Origin of the sequence: Streptococcus mitis, from assembly GCF_005144795.1 — a bacterium.
Lineage (GTDB): Bacteria > Bacillota > Bacilli > Lactobacillales > Streptococcaceae > Streptococcus > Streptococcus mitis_BB.
The window spans coordinates 42,607-59,796 of sequence record NZ_SWFJ01000006.1 but is presented as its reverse complement, the minus strand read 5'-3'; the positions used below and the strand labels follow the sequence as shown (position 1 = coordinate 59,796).

Below are 17,190 nucleotides of genomic sequence, written 5' to 3'. Positions count from 1 at the left end.
TTGAAAGCTTTTTTGTTTTATCCACTTTTCTCTAAGTAGTTTTTTATGATTTTCAATTCCTCTTGGTTCAAGGGACGGTATTGACCTTCTGCTAGTTCTGGGTCTAATGTAAACTCACCGAACTGAACTCGTTTGAGGGAGGTTACCTTGACACCAACTGAGAGGAACATTTTTTTAACCTGATGAAATTTCCCCTCTGAAATGGTAATAGAGGCTTGACTGTGGGAAGGACTTGCAGATAGAATTTCTAGGCTTGCAGGTTTACAGATAGTACCATCTAAAAAGACAATTCCTTTTTGAAAGGCTTGGATATGGTCAGGTGTTAGAAGTCCATTAACCTCAACTTGATAAGTCTTATCGACATGATATTGGGGATGGAGGAGCTGAAAGCCCAAGGGACCGTTGTCAGTCAAGAGAAGGAGGCCAGTCGTATCTCGGTCCAGTCGGCCGACGGCATAGAGCTTATCAGACTGGATGTCAGGCGGAAGGAGGTCCATGACGGTTGGAAGTTTCTTGTCTTTGTTGGCTGTAACGACACCAGTAGGCTTATGAAGCATCAGATAGGTGTGCTCATAGCCTTGAATGATACGGTCCTGAAAAAGGAGTTCTTGTAGTCCTGTATCGATATTTTGAGCTAGGGAGCGGGCTGGGCGACCATCGACTAGAATTTCCTCTTTGAGTAAGGCTTGTTTCATGGCCTTTCGGCTAACTTTTTCTTGGGCTAATAAATTATCTAAACGCATACTGTGCCTATCTTATCATAAGTCGCTTGCTTTGAAAAGGCTTGACGTGAAAAGAAAAGCAGAGTGAAAACATTTACACTTGCTTGAGTTATGTTATTTACTTGAAATTATGGTATAATCGTTCAGTTAGAAAATAAATTTTGAATATTATAGAGGAAATCATGACAAAATTAAGAGAAGATATCCGTAACATTGCGATTATCGCCCACGTTGACCACGGTAAAACAACCCTCGTTGACGAATTATTGAAACAATCAGAAACGCTTGATGCACGTACTGAATTGGCTGAGCGTGCTATGGACTCAAACGATATCGAAAAAGAGCGTGGAATTACCATCCTTGCTAAAAATACAGCCGTTGCCTACAACGGAACTCGTATCAACATCATGGACACACCAGGACACGCGGACTTCGGTGGAGAAGTTGAGCGTATCATGAAAATGGTTGACGGTGTTGTCTTGGTCGTAGATGCCTACGAAGGAACCATGCCACAAACTCGTTTCGTTTTGAAAAAAGCTTTGGAACAAGACCTTGTCCCAATCGTTGTTGTTAACAAAATCGATAAACCATCAGCTCGTCCAGCAGAAGTAGTGGACGAAGTCTTGGAACTTTTCATAGAGCTTGGTGCAGATGACGACCAGCTTGATTTTCCAGTGGTGTATGCTTCAGCGATCAACGGAACTTCTTCATTGTCAGATGACCCAGCTGACCAAGAAGCGACTATGGCACCAATCTTTGACACGATTATCGACCATATCCCAGCTCCAGTAGATAACTCAGATGAGCCTTTACAGTTCCAAGTATCACTTTTGGACTACAATGACTTCGTTGGACGTATCGGTATCGGTCGTGTCTTCCGTGGTACTGTTAAAGTTGGGGACCAAGTTACCCTTTCTAAACTTGATGGTACAACTAAAAACTTCCGTGTTACAAAACTCTTCGGTTTCTTTGGTTTGGAACGTCGTGAAATCCAGGAAGCAAAAGCAGGTGACTTGATTGCCGTTTCAGGTATGGAAGATATCTTTGTCGGTGAAACTATTACTCCGACAGATGCAGTAGAAGCTCTTCCAATCCTACACATCGATGAGCCAACTCTTCAAATGACTTTCTTGGTCAACAACTCACCATTTGCTGGTAAAGAAGGTAAATGGGTAACTTCTCGTAAGGTGGAAGAACGCTTGCAGGCCGAATTGCAAACAGACGTTTCCCTTCGTGTTGACCCAACTGATTCACCAGATAAATGGACTGTTTCAGGACGTGGAGAATTGCACTTGTCAATCCTTATCGAAACAATGCGTCGTGAGGGCTATGAACTTCAAGTATCTCGTCCAGAGGTTATCGTAAAAGAAATCGACGGTGTTAAATGTGAGCCATTTGAACGTGTTCAAATCGACACTCCAGAAGAATACCAAGGATCTGTTATCCAAAGCCTTTCTGAACGTAAGGGTGAAATGTTGGATATGATTTCAACTGGTAATGGTCAAACTCGTTTGGTCTTCTTAGTTCCTGCGCGTGGTTTGATTGGATACTCAACTGAGTTCTTGTCAATGACTCGTGGTTACGGTATCATGAACCATACCTTTGACCAATACTTGCCATTGATTCCAGGTGAAATTGGTGGTCGTCACCGTGGTGCCCTTGTTTCTATCGATGCTGGTAAGGCTACAACTTACTCAATCATGTCTATCGAAGAACGTGGTACGATCTTTGTCAACCCAGGTACTGAGGTTTATGAAGGAATGATTATCGGTGAAAACTCTCGTGAAAATGACTTGACAGTTAACATCACTAAGGCAAAACAAATGACCAACGTCCGTTCAGCTACTAAGGACCAAACAGCTGTTATTAAGACTCCTCGTATCTTGACGCTTGAAGAGTCTCTTGAGTTCTTGAACGACGATGAGTATATGGAAGTAACGCCTGAGTCTATCCGTTTGCGTAAACAAATCCTTAACAAGGCAGAGCGTGAGAAAGCTAACAAGAAGAAAAAATCAGCTGAATAAGAGCTAGAAAGAGATAAAGATGGTTTATTTAATCATAGGACTCCTCTTATTACTACTCTATGTATTTGCGACACCACAAAGCATTAGAGGGACAGTCAATATCGTCCTTGTCGTCTTTGCTTTCGTAGCACTCTTGATTTTGCTTATGTTGTCTATCCTGCAAATTTTTCAGCTACCGACAGAATTCTTTATCGCAATCACCATGCTCTTTCTAGCATACTTTAGCTTGCGAGATATTACCCTCATGTCGGTTAGTAAAAATAAAAGAAGATAAAAAGAGAGTTTTGGCTCTCTTTTTGCTTATTAGAATGCTGAATCTGAGCATTTTCGTTTAGAATTATTTCCATAAAAATGGTAAAATAGTAAGAGTAGAAATGGAGTTCGAGACATGAAAGTAATAGATCAATTTAAAAATAAGAAAGTCCTTGTTTTAGGTTTGGCTAAGTCTGGCGAATCTGCAGCTCGTTTGTTGGACAAGCTAGGTGCCATTGTGACAGTAAATGATGGGAAGCCTTTTGAGGACAATCCAGCTGCCCAAAGTTTGCTGGAAGAAGGGATCAAGGTTGTCACAGGTGGCCATCCTTTGGAACTCTTGGATGAAGAGTTCGCCCTTATGGTGAAAAATCCAGGTATCCCATACAGTAATCCTATGATTGAAAAGGCTTTGGCCAAGGGAATTCCAGTCTTGACTGAGGTGGAATTGGCTTACTTGATTTCAGAAGCGCCAATTATCGGTATCACAGGTTCGAACGGTAAAACAACCACAACGACCATGATTGGGGAAGTTTTGACTGCTGCTGGGCAACATGGTCTTTTATCAGGAAATATCGGCTATCCAGCTAGTCAAGTGGCCCAAACTGCGTCAGACAAGGACACGCTTGTCATGGAACTTTCTTCTTTCCAACTCATGGGCGTTCAAGAATTCCATCCTGAGATTGCAGTTATTACCAACCTCATGCCAACTCATATCGATTATCATGGTTCTTTTGAGGAATATGTAGCAGCCAAGTGGAATATCCAGAACAAGATGACAGTGGCTGATTTCCTTGTCTTGAACTTTAACCAAGACTTGGCAAAAGAATTGGCAAGAAAAACACAAGCTACAGTTGTACCATTCTCAACACAGGAAAAGGTTGATGGAGCTTATTTGGAAGATGGTCAGCTCTACTTCCGTGGGGAAGTGGTCATGGCAGCGAATGAAATCGGAGTTCCAGGTAGCCACAATGTGGAAAATGCCCTTGCGACGATTGCTGTAGCTAAGCTTCGTGGTGTAGATAACCAGATCATCAAAGAAACTCTTTCAGCCTTTGGTGGTGTCAAACACCGTCTCCAATTTGTGGATGAAATCAAGGGTGTCAAATTCTATAATGATAGCAAGTCAACCAATATCTTGGCTACTCAAAAAGCCTTATCAGGATTTGACAACAGCAAGGTCGTCTTGATTGCAGGTGGTTTGGACCGTGGTAATGAGTTTGACGAATTGGTTCCAGACATTACTGGACTCAAGAAGATGGTCATCCTGGGTCAGTCTGCCGAACGTGTTAAACGGGCAGCAGACAAGGCAGGTGTGGCTTATGTGGATGCGACTGATATTGCAGATGCGACCCGCAAGGCTTACGAGCTTGCGACTCAAGGAGACGTGGTTCTTCTCAGTCCAGCAAATGCCAGCTGGGATATGTATGCTAACTTTGAAGTACGTGGCGACCTCTTTATCGGCACAGTAGCGGAGTTAAAGGAATAATATGAAAAAAATTGTCTTTACAGGTGGGGGGACGGTTGGACACGTTACTCTCAACCTTTTGTTAATGCCCAAGTTTATCGAAGATGGCTGGGAAGTTCACTATATTGGGGACAAGCGTGGGATTGAACACCAAGAAATCCTCAAGTCGGGTCTTGATGTCACCTTCCATTCTATTGCGACTGGGAAATTGCGTCGCTATTTCTCTTGGCAAAATATGCTGGATGTCTTCAAAGTTGGTTGGGGAATTGTCCAATCGCTCTTTATCATGTTACGACTTCGTCCACAGGCTCTTTTTTCAAAGGGTGGCTTTGTCTCAGTACCACCTGTTATCGCTGCGCGTGTGTCAGGAGTGCCTGTCTTTATTCATGAATCGGACCTGTCTATGGGATTGGCCAATAAAATCGCCTATAAATTTGCGACGAAGATGTATTCAACCTTTGAGCAAGATTCAAGTTTGTCTAAGGTCGAGCATGTGGGAGCGGTGACCAAGGTTTCAAACCAAAACACTCCAGAACCAGATGAATTGGTGGATATTCAAACCCACTTTAATCCCAAATTGCCAACTGTATTGTTTGTCGGTGGTTCTGCAGGTGCTCGTGTCTTTAACCAATTGGTGACAGACCATAAGAAAGAGCTGACAGAGCGCTACAATATTATCAATCTAACTGGAGATTCTAGCCTGAATGAGTTGAGCCAAAATCTCTTTCGTGTTGACTATGTGACCAGTCTCTATCAACCCTTGATGGAATTGGCTGATATTGTTGTGACACGTGGTGGTGCCAATACGATTTTTGAGCTCTTGGCCATGGCAAAATTGCATGTTATTGTGCCACTTGGTCGTGAAGCTAGTCGTGGAGACCAGATTGAAAATGCAGCCTACTTTGTCAAAAAAGGCTATGCAGAAGAGCTTCAAGAAAGCGATTTGACCTTGGACAGTTTAGAAGAGAAGCTTTCTCACTTACTAAGTCACAAGGAATACTATCAAGCCAAGATGAAGGCTTCAAAGGAATTGAAATCTCTAGCAGATTTTTATCAATTGTTGAAAAAAGATTTATCATAAGGAAAGTAAATGTCAAAAGATAAGAAAAATGAGGGCAAAGAAATCCTCGAAGAATTTAAAGAGTTATCAGAATGGCAGAAACGAAATCAGGAATATCTAAAAAAGAAGGCTGAGGAAGAGGCGGCCCTAGCTGAGGAGAAGGAAAAGGAAAGACAGGCTCGAATGGCTTCAAAATCTGAAAAGTCAGATGCAACCGAGGAGCAAGAGAGTGAATCTGATTCAAAAGACTCAAAATCAGCTAAGAAAGAGTCTGAAGAAAAAGTAGAAGAGTCAGAAGACGTCAAAAAAGAAGTACCCAAAGAAGAACCAAAATCTAAAGAGCCAAAGAAACAGAATAAACAGGATAAAAAAATAGAGAAAAAGCCTGTAAAGGAAAAACAGGTCAAACCGAAAATTCCAGGAGTTCATATCTGGCGGGCTATCTCGATTTTGTTTCTCAGTCTGCTTTTATTGGTTGTCTCTGCCTACTTGCTCAGTCCTTATGCGACCATGAAGGATATTCGTGTTGAGGGAACAGTGCAAACTACAGATGATGATATTCGACAGGCTTCAGGCATTCAGGATTCGGATTATACGATTAACCTTCTGCTAGACAAGGCAAAATATGAAGAGCAGATCAAGTCTAACTATTGGGTTGAATCAGCTCAGCTTGTCTATCAATTTCCAACCAAGTTTACAATCAAGGTCAAGGAATATGATATTGTGGCCTACTATGTTTCTGGAGAAAGTCATTATCCAATCCTTGCAAGCGGTCAGCTTGAGACCAGTGCGGTAAGTTTGGTGAGTCTGCCAGAAACTTATATATCAGTTCTCTTTAATAACAGCGAACAAATCAAAGCCTTTACGTCAGAACTTGCTCAAATTAGTCCAGAACTCAAGGCGGCTATCCAGAAGGTGGAATTAGCCCCAAGCAAGGTTACATCAGATTTAATTCGATTGACGATGAATGATTCGGACGAGGTCTTGGTTCCCCTTTCTGAAATGAGTAAGAAATTGCCTTATTATAGTAAGATTAAGCCACAATTGTCAGAACCGAGTGTGATTGACATGGAAGCTGGAATTTACAGTTACACTGTGGCGGATAAATTAATTATGGAGGCTGAGGAGAAAGCCAAACAAGAGGCTAAGGAAGCTGAGAAGAAACAGAAAGAGGAAGAGAAGAAAAGGCTAGAAGAACAGCAGAAAAAATTGGAAGAAGATAAGAAAAAGCTGGAGGAAGAGAGCAATCGAAATCAAATAAGTCAGCGTTCATCGCGTCGCTAGGCTTAGCTTTTCTTCTATAGCTCTTTAGTTGCCATGGTAAGTGTCTAGAGTTTTGAGAAATGTAGAAAGCATATAAGTATATGCAATCCTTTCGTGTACCTGCATTTATTTATATGTAATTTTGGAGTTTCTCAAAAATCACGACACATACCGTGACCATGTTTTTACTTGACAAGTGCTAGTAGAAATAATAGAATAGAAAAAAACCTTTAAAGCAGTCCAGAGAGGCAGCTAAGGTTAGACGGTGAAAGGGTGGAGACTACCCATTTTTCGTGGAACCTTGCTGTTGGCAGGTTCCTTTTTTTGTGGCTTCTGTTGGCCAGACTCTCTCACTAGCAAAGGTAAAAGGAGAAACCTATGCGAGAACATCGTCCAGTCATTGCTCTTGATTTTCCTAGTTTTGAGGCGGTCAAGGAATTTTTAGCTCTTTTCCCAGCAGAAGAAAGCCTTTATCTCAAGGTAGGGATGGAGCTTTATTACGCAACGGGGCCTGAGATTGTGTCCTACTTGAAAGGCCTGGGTCACAGTGTCTTTTTGGATCTCAAACTTCATGACATTCCCAATACAGTCAAGTCAGCCATGAAGGTTCTGTCTCAGCTTGGTGTGGATATGACTAATGTTCATGCTGCTGGCGGTGTAGAGATGATGAAGGCTGCGCGTGAAGGTCTTGGAAGTCAAGCCAAATTGATTGCTGTCACTCAGTTGACCTCAACGTCGGAAGCCCAGATGCAGGATTTTCAAAATATTCAAACCAGCCTGCAAGAGTCTGTCATTCACTATGCTAAGAAGACAGCTCAAGCTGGCTTGGATGGTGTCGTTTGCTCAGCTCAGGAAGTAGAACTCATCAAGCAGGCTACCAAACCAGATTTTATCTGTTTAACGCCAGGAATTCGTCCACAGGGAGCTGCGGTTGGAGACCAAAAACGCGTGATGACGCCAGCGGATGCCTATCAAATCGGTAGTGACTATATCGTGGTGGGACGTCCCATTACCCAAGCTGAGGATCCTGTTGCAGCTTATCATGCCATCAAGGATGAATGGACACAGGACTGGAATTAAAGAACTAGATTATAAAAATAAAAGGAGAATACCATGACACTTGCTAAAGATATCGCTAGCCACCTATTGAAAATTCAAGCCGTTTACCTCAAACCAGAGGAGCCTTTCACTTGGGCATCTGGCATCAAGTCACCGATTTACACGGATAACCGTGTGACGCTTGCCTATCCAGAAACTCGTACCCTAATTGAAAATGGCTTTGTGGATGCTATTAAAGAAGCCTTTCCTGAGGTAGAAGTCATTGCAGGAACTGCAACAGCAGGGATTCCACACGGAGCTATTATTGCTGACAAGATGAATCTGCCTTTTGCCTATATCCGTAGCAAACCAAAAGACCACGGTGCTGGTAATCAAATCGAAGGCCGTGTAGCTCAAGGTCAAAAAATGGTAGTGGTTGAAGACCTCATTTCAACGGGTGGTTCTGTTCTCGAGGCCGTAGCAGCAGCCAAACGCGAAGGAGCTGACGTTCTCGGTGTTGTAGCGATTTTCAGCTATCAATTGCCAAAAGCGGATAAGAACTTCTCAGATGCAGGTGTCAAACTTGTGACACTTTCGAACTACAGTGAACTCATCCACCTAGCCCAAGAAGAAGGGTATATCACACCAGAAGGCTTGGATCTCCTAAAACGCTTTAAAGAAGACCAAGAGAATTGGCAAAATGCCTAAAACATAGAAAATCAGGTAGTCACTAGGGTTACCTGATTTCTTTTTGTGATGTTATTGGATCTTATACTCAATGAAAATCAAAAAGCAAACCAGGAAGCTAGCCGCAGATTGCTCAAAGCACTACTTTGAGGTTGTAGATAAGACTGACGAAGTCAGTCACATATATAATCTAAGGTGAAGCTGATGTGGTTTGAAGAGTATTACTTGGTTTATATTGTGAACAATGATAGGGAGAGTAGATAACGTAGATATTATGACATAAGAATAAATATTAGAACTAGATAAATGTGTTACGAATATTAGAATCGGGAGTTTCTTCGATAAATTCAACGATATCATTTGGAAGACAATCTAAAATCCGACATAGCTTTTCTAAAGTTAGTAAAGTTATGTTTTTATTTTTCTTTAGGCTGTCAAGAGTTTTATTATCAACTCCGGATTTTAATAACTTGTATTGAGAAACTTCTTTTTTCTTCATTGTAGCCCAGAGTGGGTTAAAACTGATTATCGTCATCAACTCCTTTTACTTAATTATAAGAAAAAAGTATCTGACTTCATATTGTGTATATATCCACAATATGATAAAATAACAAGGAAAGGAGACTTATGGATGAATAAGAATGATATTATTTCTCAAGAGGAGAATGAGTTAGATTATTTTTTAGGAATTATTCCGGATGAATCTAAGTCAGATTTGTTTGATGAATGGACTATTTGGGAAGCCTATGTAAAAGGGAGGTTACCAAATAAACATTGGTCTGAAGTTTTTGATAATGGTGCATACCATTCACTTGATGTCATTACTGCAGAAGGCAAAAAATATGAATATTATCCTATCGCTAATCCGCAATCATACCAGACTGTTTTACAAGAATATCTTTTGACAATAGAAGAGTCTAAACGTAGTAGAAACTTAATAGTTGAAGCTGCTATTTGGTCTAAAAGAGTAGAAGATCTGACTAAGTATTTTTATATAGTAGATGGAAAACATGTTTCTCTTATCAACCCGAAATTAAGTGTTTTGGGATGGATTTTCAGAATTTTAGGTTCATTGTTCTTAGTTGCCTATATAGATAGACTTGGTGAATTTTCTAGTTCTGGTTTAGGAATCTTAAGTAAACCTTTTGAATACTCCCTTTGGGTGGGAGCATGGGTTCTGCTATGGTCTCCAATTTATTTTGCTTATCAACGAGTGAAGCATGAAAAACCAATAGCAGATCAAGTAAAAAAACATAAGGATGAAGTTGCTCAAGCTAGAAACTATTGTATGGAGAAATTGAATAGTATTCCATTTGTTTATGCAAGGCAACAAGCAGGGTTAGATATTCATTTTGATGCTTTTGCTTATATGGTTAATGTAATTGATCAAGGTAGAGCCTATGACCTAGGACAAGCGCAAAATATGTATGAAGATATGATGAGGACAGAGCAATTAAATTATCAGTTTCAAGAATTACAAAGAAAAGTTGATTACAATAACAAAATGACAACAATTAATACATTTACAAATTTAATGAAATAATAGATTAGGAGAAATAAGATGTTTGGAAAACCGAAATATGAAAGTGATATTGATAAAACAGTTAGAGATATGTGGTGGGGTTTTGCCATTTTTATAACTGTAATGTACTTTTTAGTCAAAGCAACTTATTATGTCGCATTGCCGTTTTATACTTTATTTACTCATTTGTTTGAAGAAAAAGTCCAACAAAAAGAATATCTAAACTGGATGCGATTTTTACCTTTGACTTGGTTTATGAGTGGAGAGACCAAAGAAATGAGACGAGCTGCTGTGAGCTGTACTATACTGCCGATTTCGCTACCTTTATTTTTAATTTTTAATTATCTATATAGTATTAAAGTAATTGGCGATAGCTTTTCCATTTTTATTTTGATTTTATTTACATGTAGCCTAGGAGGCATTATAGGTACTGTTAGAAATTATCGTTTTTCTAAAAAATATATTAGATAGTGTAAGTATGTAAAAATATAATCAGTGAAAAGTCAGGAAAATAAAGATGGATAGACAAAATACTAATGAAAAAAAGACTTTGAAAAAAGGTAGAAGAGGTTGGGTAATCTCAGCAGCAATTGTAGCGCTTTTAGGAATTTCAGCTGGAACAGTTATGTTGCAAAATCAATCGAGTCAAAATCAAGGGCAATGTGAAAGTGTTACCGTTTCAGACTCTTCTTCAAAAGAAAAAGAATACACAACAACTGGTACTATTAAAGAAACAGAGAAGAGTTTTCTACCTAAAGTAGATGCCAAAGAGGAATTGGCTAAAGCATTTGTAGCTACTAAAAAAGTTGGTTCTGAAGATTCGATTAAATCTCTCGATAAATCATATGAAAAATTATCAGAAATAACGAAGGTAGAGGAAAAGCTTAAGTCACAGGTAAGAACTGAGGGTGAAGACGCAGTTGAGCAAGTTTCTAGATTAGAAGTAGCTAATAAAGATAATAAAATATTGGAAAAATCTGATAACCTAACTAAAAAGGTTGAAGTTAAAGATGATAAAGGCATCCCAGCAGTTCAGCCTAAACTGCCAGAATTGGTAATTATCGAAAAAGGCACTCCAGAAGTTCAACCTAAACTGCCAGAATTGGTAATTATCGAAAAAAGAACTCCTGAAGTTCAGCCTGCATTGCCTGAAGCTAAACCAGAAAAAGATAAGGTCTTAGATAAAAAGGAAGAGAAAAAAGAAGTTGAAACTAAAGTTACAACTCCAACTGTTCCAGAAAACAAAGACCAAACAACTGGTACTCTAACTAAAGAAGAAAAAACTTTAGAAGAGAAAAAAGATAAGGTTGAAGGTAGTAACCAAGCAACTTTACCAGGAAACAAAGAACAAGTTGAAACTGGTAAAACTAATACTGTAGTTGGTGAAAAAACAACTGAAGAAGTTATTAAACCTGCTACTCCAGCAAAACCAGAAGTGCCTGCTAAACCAGCAGAAGATGGAAAACCAGCTGTAGAAACTCAGCCAGCCATTCCAGCCCAGTCTGAAGTTAAAAAAGTTGTAACTACTCGAACTGAAGTAGAAACTTCTGTAATTGAACCTGGAGTCCAACATGTCCCAGATGCAAATCTTAATGTTGGTGAAACTCAAGTTGTTCAAGAAGGTGTTGCAGGAAAAACAGAAACAACTTACACAATTACCATTGAAAATGGTGTAGAAGTTAGTCGTACAGTAACAGGAACACAAACAACTCCTGCAGTTGATAAAGTTATCCATATTGGTACTAAAACTTCTAAAGAAATGGTTCGTACTACAAAAGAAGAGGTGGTTCGTACTCCTATTCTTCCAAGTACAGAATACGTTCCAGATGAAAACTTGGATGCTGGAGTAGAAAAAGAAGTGGAAGCCGGTCAAAATGGTGAAAAACTTGAAGTTTTCACTGTAACACTTGAAGATGGTGTTGAAACTGGTCGTACTCTTGTTTCATCTACTCAAAAAGAGGCAAAAAATCGAGTTGTTCATGTCGGAACAAAAGTTGCTAAGAAAAACATTGAAACTGTAACTCGTGAAAACCACAAGGTTGAACATAAAGTTACTAGCAACACAAATCCAGACCTTCCGAAAGGTGAGAAAAAAGTAATTCAAGCTGGTAAAGATGGTTCTTATGAACTTGTTACTACAGTTGTAACCACTCCAGACGGTACGGAAGTTTCTCGTGATGAAAAACGAGAAAATGAAGTTCCAGCAGTTGATGAAATTGTAGAAATTGGAACTGGTGAAAACTTGGAAACAAGTCGCACTTCTCGAACAGTTGAAGTAAATTACGAAACTGAAGAAGTTAAAGATGAGACATTAAATGAAGGAAAACGTGTAGTAGAAACTAAGGGTCAAAAAGGTTCTTATACTGAAACTACAATTGTTTACGGAAATGGTCGTTCATCTGTGGTTAAAAGTGATGAAGTAAAACCGGTTAAAGAAGTTGTTCGAGTTGGAACACATAAAGTTTTAACTGAAAACAAAACTCGAGTTGAGCGCAAAGCTGGAGAAAACTTCAATACTGTTGAAGTTAAAAGCGATAAACTTTTCAACGATCAACGAGTTGTTAAAACTAAAGGTAAAAACGGTGAAATCATCGAAAACTACAAAGATTACTATGAAGATGGCAAACTTGTTAAGAGTGAGCTAATCAATACTGAAACTGTTCCAGCAGTGGATGAAGTAGTCGAAGTTGGAACTAAAGAACGTTACACTTATGCTAACGAAGACAAAGTTATTACTGCTGAAGGTGAAAAACGAGTTGCTGATCCTGAACTTTTTGAAGGTGATGAGCGAGTTGAAGATGCGGTAAATGGTAAGGAAACTTACAAAGTTAAGTACATCAATGATGAAAATCAAAACCGTACAGAAGTAAGTCGTGAACTGATTAACACTGTTCCAGCAAAACAAAAAGTTGTTCATTATGGAACTAAGAAATTGATGTCTGAAGTTACTGAAGAAGAAACTGAAACAATTTCTCATGGTTCTCGTACTGAAAATGATTCTAACCTTTTCGAAGGTGAAACTCGTACTGAAAACGGACGTGATGGATTCAAACGTTATCGTAAAGTTATTTCAGTAAACAATAAAACTGGTGAACGAACTGTTAAAAGTCGTGAGCTAGTTGAAATTCAAGATGCAGTTGACACAATCACCTTTGATGGTACTAAGAAAAAACGTGTCGCTGACCCAACAGATGTTGTAGTTCCAACAAGTGATGAAAACTATGACATTGATGGCACTTGGAAAGACGTTAAGAGCCTAGGTGAAAATGGTTTGGATCCAAACAATGAAGATCACCGTAGTGCTAAGTATCTACACGACAATCTTTCTCAACCTGATAAAGACCGTGTGGCGGTTGATACAACAGATGATGAAGCTGAACTTCCTCGAGACAGTGGACTTATCTCAGTTTGGAAAGCATCTCGCCTCTCTCAAGCAGAACTTGATAAACTTGAACAAATTGTAGATAATCGTAAACTTAATGAACACTTCATGGAACTTCTTAATGAAGAACGTACTCGTAAAGGTTTGACTCCTGCAACAATTGCAGCGGATGATAGCGAACTAACTCTAGTTGCCAATATTCGTGCAAATGAAATGGCAGATCACGGTTCATTGCGTTACCAAGGTAAGAAGGAAGGTAAGCACAAACGACCTGATGGTTCTCGTTGGTCAACTGCTTATGATCCAGAATTCTACAAACAAACAAATGCAATGACGGAAAATGCAGCAGAAACAACTACTGTTTGGGATATTGTGAGTCTTACAAATGAAAAGGCACTAGCTCACTACTTCTATACTGTATGGAAACACTCTAAAGGTCACTATGCAGCTATGATGATGGGAGATGGTTATAGCCCAGCAAACAAGAATGTACAATTCCGTGTAGCTCTTGGGTTCGCAAATCATTCATTGACTTCTGATAATCCAACAAACGTTGTGGCAATAATGGAAATTGCATCTATGGTGGACTAGATAGAAAACGAACAAGATAGAGATTCTGATTACCAGAATTCTAGTCTTGTCCGTTTTTCTTTTTAAAACTTAGTCGACTTTTCCACCTTCAACAACTAGGTCATCTGCTTTAGCAGCGTCACCGTAGGTTGGGTGAAGTGTTTTTTCATAGGCCTTGTGGAAGAAGTTTTCCTTGCCTAATTTTTCAATATCTTTATTGATGAAGTCTAGCAGTTCTTGGTTGCCTTTTTGAACTGCTGCCGCAATGGTATCTGGATTACCGAGGGAAGTAATTCCTACTTCAAATCCTTTGTTTTCAAGCGCCCAAGCTAGGACTTCAGTATTGTCAGTAGAGAAGGCATCTCCACGTCCGTCAAGAAGGGCTTGGTAAGAGTCACTGTATTGGTCGTATTTTTGAAGTTTTACTTCTGGGTGATTTTTCTCAAAATAAGTTTCAGCGGTCGTTCCTTTTGTAACAATTAAGGTTTTACCTTCCAATTGTTTGACATCTGTAATAAGACCGGTCTTAGGCGATACGACTCCAAGAGAAACTTTCATGTATGGAAGGGCAAAATCAACTTGTTTCTTGCGTTCGTCAGTTACTGTAAAGTTGGCAAGTGTGATATCAACCTTGTTTGAAATCAAGTATTCCGCACGGTTGGCAGCATCGACTGAAACGTATTTAACCTTCACGCCAAGGTCCTGTGCCAGTTGGTTTCCAAGTTCAATATCGTAACCTTGGTAAGAACCGTCATTGTCAACGTAACCAAACGGTTTCTTGTCCCCGAATACGGCGATTCGCAGTTCACCGCTTTTTTTGATTTCATCGATTGTGCGAGCCTTGGCAGTGGTTTTACCAGACGATGAACCAGCGTTTCCACCTGAGCTACAAGCTGTGATAAAGATAAGGGCAAAGGCAAGTGCTAAAACAGTTAAAAGTGGTTTGAGTAGTTTCATAAAAATCTCCTTTATAGATATGAGCCAAATTGGCTAAAGTCAAAGACGTTTAAAAATTCCTGAGCTCGTTTGGTTTGAGGATTGGTAAAGAAGGCTTGAGCCGTTCCTTTTTCAGCGATTTTCCCTTGGTCGAGGAAGATAATGCGATCGGCAATGGCTTGGGCAAACTGCATTTCGTGGGTTACTAGAATCATGGTGCGCCCTTCTTGAGCTAAATCATTGATAAGTTCTAGAACCTCACGCACCATTTCTGGATCCAGCGAAGCAGTCACTTCGTCAAAAAGGATGATTTCTGGATGCATGAGGAGAGCACGGACAATTGCAACCCGTTGCTTCTGTCCACCAGATAATTGACGCGCAAAGCTATGTTGTTTATCCAGTAAACCAACACGTTCCAGTAGTTGCAGAGCTTCTTCAGTTACTTCCTTCTTGTCGCGTCCCTGAGCCTTGATAGGACCTAGGATGAGGTTTTGTAGGACATCCAGATGGGGAAAGAGTTCATAACTTTGAAAGACCATGCCAATCTTTTGGCGAACTAGGTGAAAGTCTTTTTTATTTTCAACGATAGACTGACCATCCAGCAGGATATCTCCACCTTGAATACTTTCTAAGCCGTTGAGACAACGAAGGAGGGTACTTTTCCCACAACCAGAGGGTCCTAGAATGACGACAACTTCCCCTTTATTGATTTGTAGGGATAGACCTTGGAGGATGGGATTGTCTCCGAAGGATTTTTTGAGTTCCTTGATTTCTAAGATAGTTTCAGACATTTAGTTCCTCCAATGTTTTTCTAGGTGAGTGGATAGTTTGGAAATAGGAAAGCAGACTGCGAAATACAAGATCAGAATGGTTCCATAAATCCAAAAAGAAGCAGTTGGGATAGTCAGGCGATTGCTATCGATGATTTGCTGTCCAACCTTGGTCACTTCAACTACCCCAATCAAGACAACCAAGGAAGTGGTTTTGATCATCCGAGTGACAAGGTTGATGGCTTGTGGTAGCAATCTTCTCAAGACCTGTGGGATGATGATGTGGTAGTAAAGTTGAACATTTGTCAAACCTAGTGCCTGTCCACTTTCAAACTGATGCTTAGGGAGGGAAGTGATGGCTCCACGGACCAAGTCCCCCATTTCAGCTGTTCCCCAGAGGGTAAAAACGATAATAGCTGAAGTCTCACCTGAGATATTAATATTAAAGTTTCGAGCCAAGCCGAAATAAACGATAAAGAGCAACACCAGCTGGGGCATGATACGGATAAATTCCAGATACAATCGTGTTAAAAATCGTATGATTCTAGAATGGGAGGTCATGATGATTCCCATGACTGTTCCGAACATCATGGATAAGAGGACAGACAGGATAGAAATGCCAATTGTGACACCTAATCCCTGTAAGATTCTCAGGAGATTATTTCCCTGAAAGAGTACTTGGATTCCCGAATCCTGCATGGCGGAGCCTCCTTTCTATCCAGCTAAAGACTAGTGAGATGGGTAGAAGCATCATCAGATAAGCAACTACCAACATAGTTAGCGCAATGTCTGTCTCATAGTAGAGCCCAATCAAGTCCTTGGCGACGTACATGAGGTCGGCCAAAGCTACTGCTGAGAAAACAGAGGTTTCCTTGATGAGGAAAATGACATTGGCACTAAAAGACGGTAGGGCCACCGCTGTTGCTTGCGGAAGAACCACATAGCGAAAGACCTGTAGAGGTGTCAGACCGATTGCTAATCCAATCTCCTGCTGGGTTTGACTGACGGATTCCAGCCCACTTCGGAAAGATTCTGCCATATAGGAGCCTCCTAAAAAGACCAGTCCTAAAGTGGCACAGACTTCTGAAGATAGGACAATCCCGATTCGGGGAAGACCGAAGTAGAGAAAGAAGAGTTGAATCAAAAGGGGCGTGTTGCGTGACAATTCAATGTAGGCTGTCGCCACTTGCGCCAGAACAGGGATTCGATAATGTCGGATGATACTAACGATTAAACCGAGCAGAAAGGATCCCAAAATTCCCCAAACTGCAATATGCAAGGTCAGAAAGAATGCCTTTTGATATAGTGGTAGATATTGTTCAACAATGGACCAATCCAAAAATAGAACCTCCCATCTAGAAATAATACAGTTATTGTAGCACTTAAAATCTCCTTTGAATAATATGTATTTTTTATTGCTGTTATAGGGATTTTTTATCATAGTCCTAGAATTTCTGAAATTTTCAAACAAAATATTTGAAAAATTTTGAAAAAAG

General features: G+C 40.1%; 16 protein-coding genes. 10 read left to right on the top strand and 6 right to left on the bottom strand.

Annotation, left to right across the window (positions count from 1 at the left end):
* Nucleotides 1-17: 17 nt before the first annotated feature.
* Entirely contained in the window at nt 18-743 is a 726-nt protein-coding gene (locus FBF73_RS05245) for a 16S rRNA pseudouridine(516) synthase (protein WP_136937172.1), read from the bottom strand.
* A gap of 161 nt (nt 744-904) precedes the next feature.
* On the opposite strand from FBF73_RS05245, the gene typA reads away from it, so the two are divergent.
* The 7 genes from typA to pyrE all read left to right on the top strand — a co-directional run bounded on the left by typA (nt 905) and on the right by pyrE (nt 8,535).
* A complete protein-coding gene (gene typA, locus FBF73_RS05240) occupies nt 905-2,746 on the top strand; it encodes a translational GTPase TypA (protein WP_000164111.1) in 1,842 nt (613 codons plus the stop codon).
* 19 nt (nt 2,747-2,765) lie between these two features.
* A complete protein-coding gene (locus FBF73_RS05235) occupies nt 2,766-3,020 on the top strand; it encodes a DUF3165 family protein (RefSeq protein WP_078351945.1) in 255 nt (84 codons plus the stop codon).
* Nucleotides 3,021-3,134: 114 nt separating this feature from the next.
* Complete coding sequence (murD, locus tag FBF73_RS05230; RefSeq protein ID WP_136937171.1) at nt 3,135-4,487, top strand: UDP-N-acetylmuramoyl-L-alanine--D-glutamate ligase; 1,353 nt, start codon at nt 3,135-3,137, stop codon at nt 4,485-4,487.
* 1 nt (nt 4,488) lies between these two features.
* Nucleotides 4,489-5,547: a UDP-N-acetylglucosamine--N-acetylmuramyl-(pentapeptide) pyrophosphoryl-undecaprenol N-acetylglucosamine transferase gene (locus FBF73_RS05225; protein WP_136937170.1), complete on the top strand. Its 1,059-nt coding sequence runs from the start codon at nt 4,489-4,491 to the stop codon at nt 5,545-5,547.
* A 9-nt stretch (nt 5,548-5,556) separates the two neighbouring features.
* Nucleotides 5,557-6,810, top strand: a complete 1,254-nt coding sequence (locus FBF73_RS05220) for a cell division protein FtsQ/DivIB (RefSeq protein WP_136937169.1) — start codon at nt 5,557-5,559, stop codon at nt 6,808-6,810.
* A gap of 357 nt (nt 6,811-7,167) precedes the next feature.
* On the top strand, nt 7,168-7,869 hold the full coding sequence (pyrF, locus tag FBF73_RS05215) for an orotidine-5'-phosphate decarboxylase (RefSeq protein ID WP_102210675.1): 702 nt from the start codon (nt 7,168-7,170) through the stop codon (nt 7,867-7,869).
* Between the two features lie 33 nt (nt 7,870-7,902).
* Nucleotides 7,903-8,535, top strand: a complete 633-nt coding sequence (gene pyrE, locus FBF73_RS05210; RefSeq protein WP_004261667.1) for an orotate phosphoribosyltransferase — start codon at nt 7,903-7,905, stop codon at nt 8,533-8,535.
* 277 nt (nt 8,536-8,812) lie between these two features.
* Here the strand turns inward: pyrE and FBF73_RS05205 are convergent, their stop codons facing one another.
* Nucleotides 8,813-9,049, bottom strand: a complete 237-nt coding sequence (locus FBF73_RS05205) for a helix-turn-helix domain-containing protein (protein ID WP_000152611.1) — start codon at nt 9,047-9,049, stop codon at nt 8,813-8,815.
* A gap of 96 nt (nt 9,050-9,145) precedes the next feature.
* Here FBF73_RS05205 and FBF73_RS05200 point away from each other — a divergent pair, with 96 nt between their 5' ends.
* From FBF73_RS05200 to FBF73_RS05190, 3 genes are read left to right on the top strand one after another with little or no spacing between them, the layout of a single operon-like run.
* Nucleotides 9,146-10,057: a hypothetical protein gene (locus FBF73_RS05200; RefSeq protein WP_125410877.1), complete on the top strand. Its 912-nt coding sequence runs from the start codon at nt 9,146-9,148 to the stop codon at nt 10,055-10,057.
* A gap of 18 nt (nt 10,058-10,075) precedes the next feature.
* Nucleotides 10,076-10,507: a hypothetical protein gene (locus FBF73_RS05195; RefSeq protein WP_049552085.1), complete on the top strand. Its 432-nt coding sequence runs from the start codon at nt 10,076-10,078 to the stop codon at nt 10,505-10,507.
* A 46-nt stretch (nt 10,508-10,553) separates the two neighbouring features.
* A complete protein-coding gene (locus tag FBF73_RS05190; RefSeq protein ID WP_136937168.1) occupies nt 10,554-14,009 on the top strand; it encodes a G5 domain-containing protein in 3,456 nt (1,151 codons plus the stop codon).
* A gap of 69 nt (nt 14,010-14,078) precedes the next feature.
* Here the strand turns inward: FBF73_RS05190 and FBF73_RS05185 are convergent, their stop codons facing one another.
* The 4 genes from FBF73_RS05185 to FBF73_RS05170 are packed head-to-tail and all read right to left on the bottom strand — an operon-like array spanning nt 14,079 to nt 17,033.
* The gene (locus FBF73_RS05185; protein ID WP_101784602.1) at nt 14,079-14,945 is read right to left on the bottom strand and encodes a cysteine ABC transporter substrate-binding protein; all 867 of its coding nucleotides are present in this window, start codon (nt 14,943-14,945) and stop codon (nt 14,079-14,081) included.
* Between the two features lie 11 nt (nt 14,946-14,956).
* A complete protein-coding gene (locus FBF73_RS05180; protein ID WP_136937167.1) occupies nt 14,957-15,715 on the bottom strand; it encodes an amino acid ABC transporter ATP-binding protein in 759 nt (252 codons plus the stop codon).
* Nucleotides 15,716-16,393: an amino acid ABC transporter permease gene (locus tag FBF73_RS05175; RefSeq protein WP_136937166.1), complete on the bottom strand. Its 678-nt coding sequence runs from the start codon at nt 16,391-16,393 to the stop codon at nt 15,716-15,718.
* On the bottom strand, nt 16,353-17,033 hold the full coding sequence (locus tag FBF73_RS05170; RefSeq protein ID WP_136937165.1) for an amino acid ABC transporter permease: 681 nt from the start codon (nt 17,031-17,033) through the stop codon (nt 16,353-16,355). The genes FBF73_RS05175 and FBF73_RS05170 overlap by 41 nt, the downstream gene beginning before the upstream one ends.
* Nucleotides 17,034-17,190 lie beyond the last annotated feature (157 nt).

Excerpts from the sequence above, each read along its gene's own strand:
- FBF73_RS05245 (WP_136937172.1), bottom strand. The coding sequence starts at position 743 with ATGCGTTTAGATAATTTATTAGCCCAAGAAAAAGTTAGCCGAAAGGCC.
- typA (WP_000164111.1), top strand. The coding sequence starts at position 905 with ATGACAAAATTAAGAGAAGATATCCGTAACATTGCGATTATCGCCCAC.
- FBF73_RS05235 (WP_078351945.1), top strand. The coding sequence starts at position 2,766 with ATGGTTTATTTAATCATAGGACTCCTCTTATTACTACTCTATGTATTT.
- murD (WP_136937171.1), top strand. The coding sequence starts at position 3,135 with ATGAAAGTAATAGATCAATTTAAAAATAAGAAAGTCCTTGTTTTAGGT.
- FBF73_RS05225 (WP_136937170.1), top strand. The coding sequence starts at position 4,489 with ATGAAAAAAATTGTCTTTACAGGTGGGGGGACGGTTGGACACGTTACT.
- FBF73_RS05220 (WP_136937169.1), top strand. The coding sequence starts at position 5,557 with ATGTCAAAAGATAAGAAAAATGAGGGCAAAGAAATCCTCGAAGAATTT.
- pyrF (WP_102210675.1), top strand. The coding sequence starts at position 7,168 with ATGCGAGAACATCGTCCAGTCATTGCTCTTGATTTTCCTAGTTTTGAG.
- pyrE (WP_004261667.1), top strand. The coding sequence starts at position 7,903 with ATGACACTTGCTAAAGATATCGCTAGCCACCTATTGAAAATTCAAGCC.
- FBF73_RS05205 (WP_000152611.1), bottom strand. The coding sequence starts at position 9,049 with ATGACGATAATCAGTTTTAACCCACTCTGGGCTACAATGAAGAAAAAA.
- FBF73_RS05200 (WP_125410877.1), top strand. The coding sequence starts at position 9,146 with ATGAATAAGAATGATATTATTTCTCAAGAGGAGAATGAGTTAGATTAT.
- FBF73_RS05195 (WP_049552085.1), top strand. The coding sequence starts at position 10,076 with ATGTTTGGAAAACCGAAATATGAAAGTGATATTGATAAAACAGTTAGA.
- FBF73_RS05190 (WP_136937168.1), top strand. The coding sequence starts at position 10,554 with ATGGATAGACAAAATACTAATGAAAAAAAGACTTTGAAAAAAGGTAGA.
- FBF73_RS05185 (WP_101784602.1), bottom strand. The coding sequence starts at position 14,945 with ATGAAACTACTCAAACCACTTTTAACTGTTTTAGCACTTGCCTTTGCC.
- FBF73_RS05180 (WP_136937167.1), bottom strand. The coding sequence starts at position 15,715 with ATGTCTGAAACTATCTTAGAAATCAAGGAACTCAAAAAATCCTTCGGA.
- FBF73_RS05175 (WP_136937166.1), bottom strand. The coding sequence starts at position 16,393 with ATGCAGGATTCGGGAATCCAAGTACTCTTTCAGGGAAATAATCTCCTG.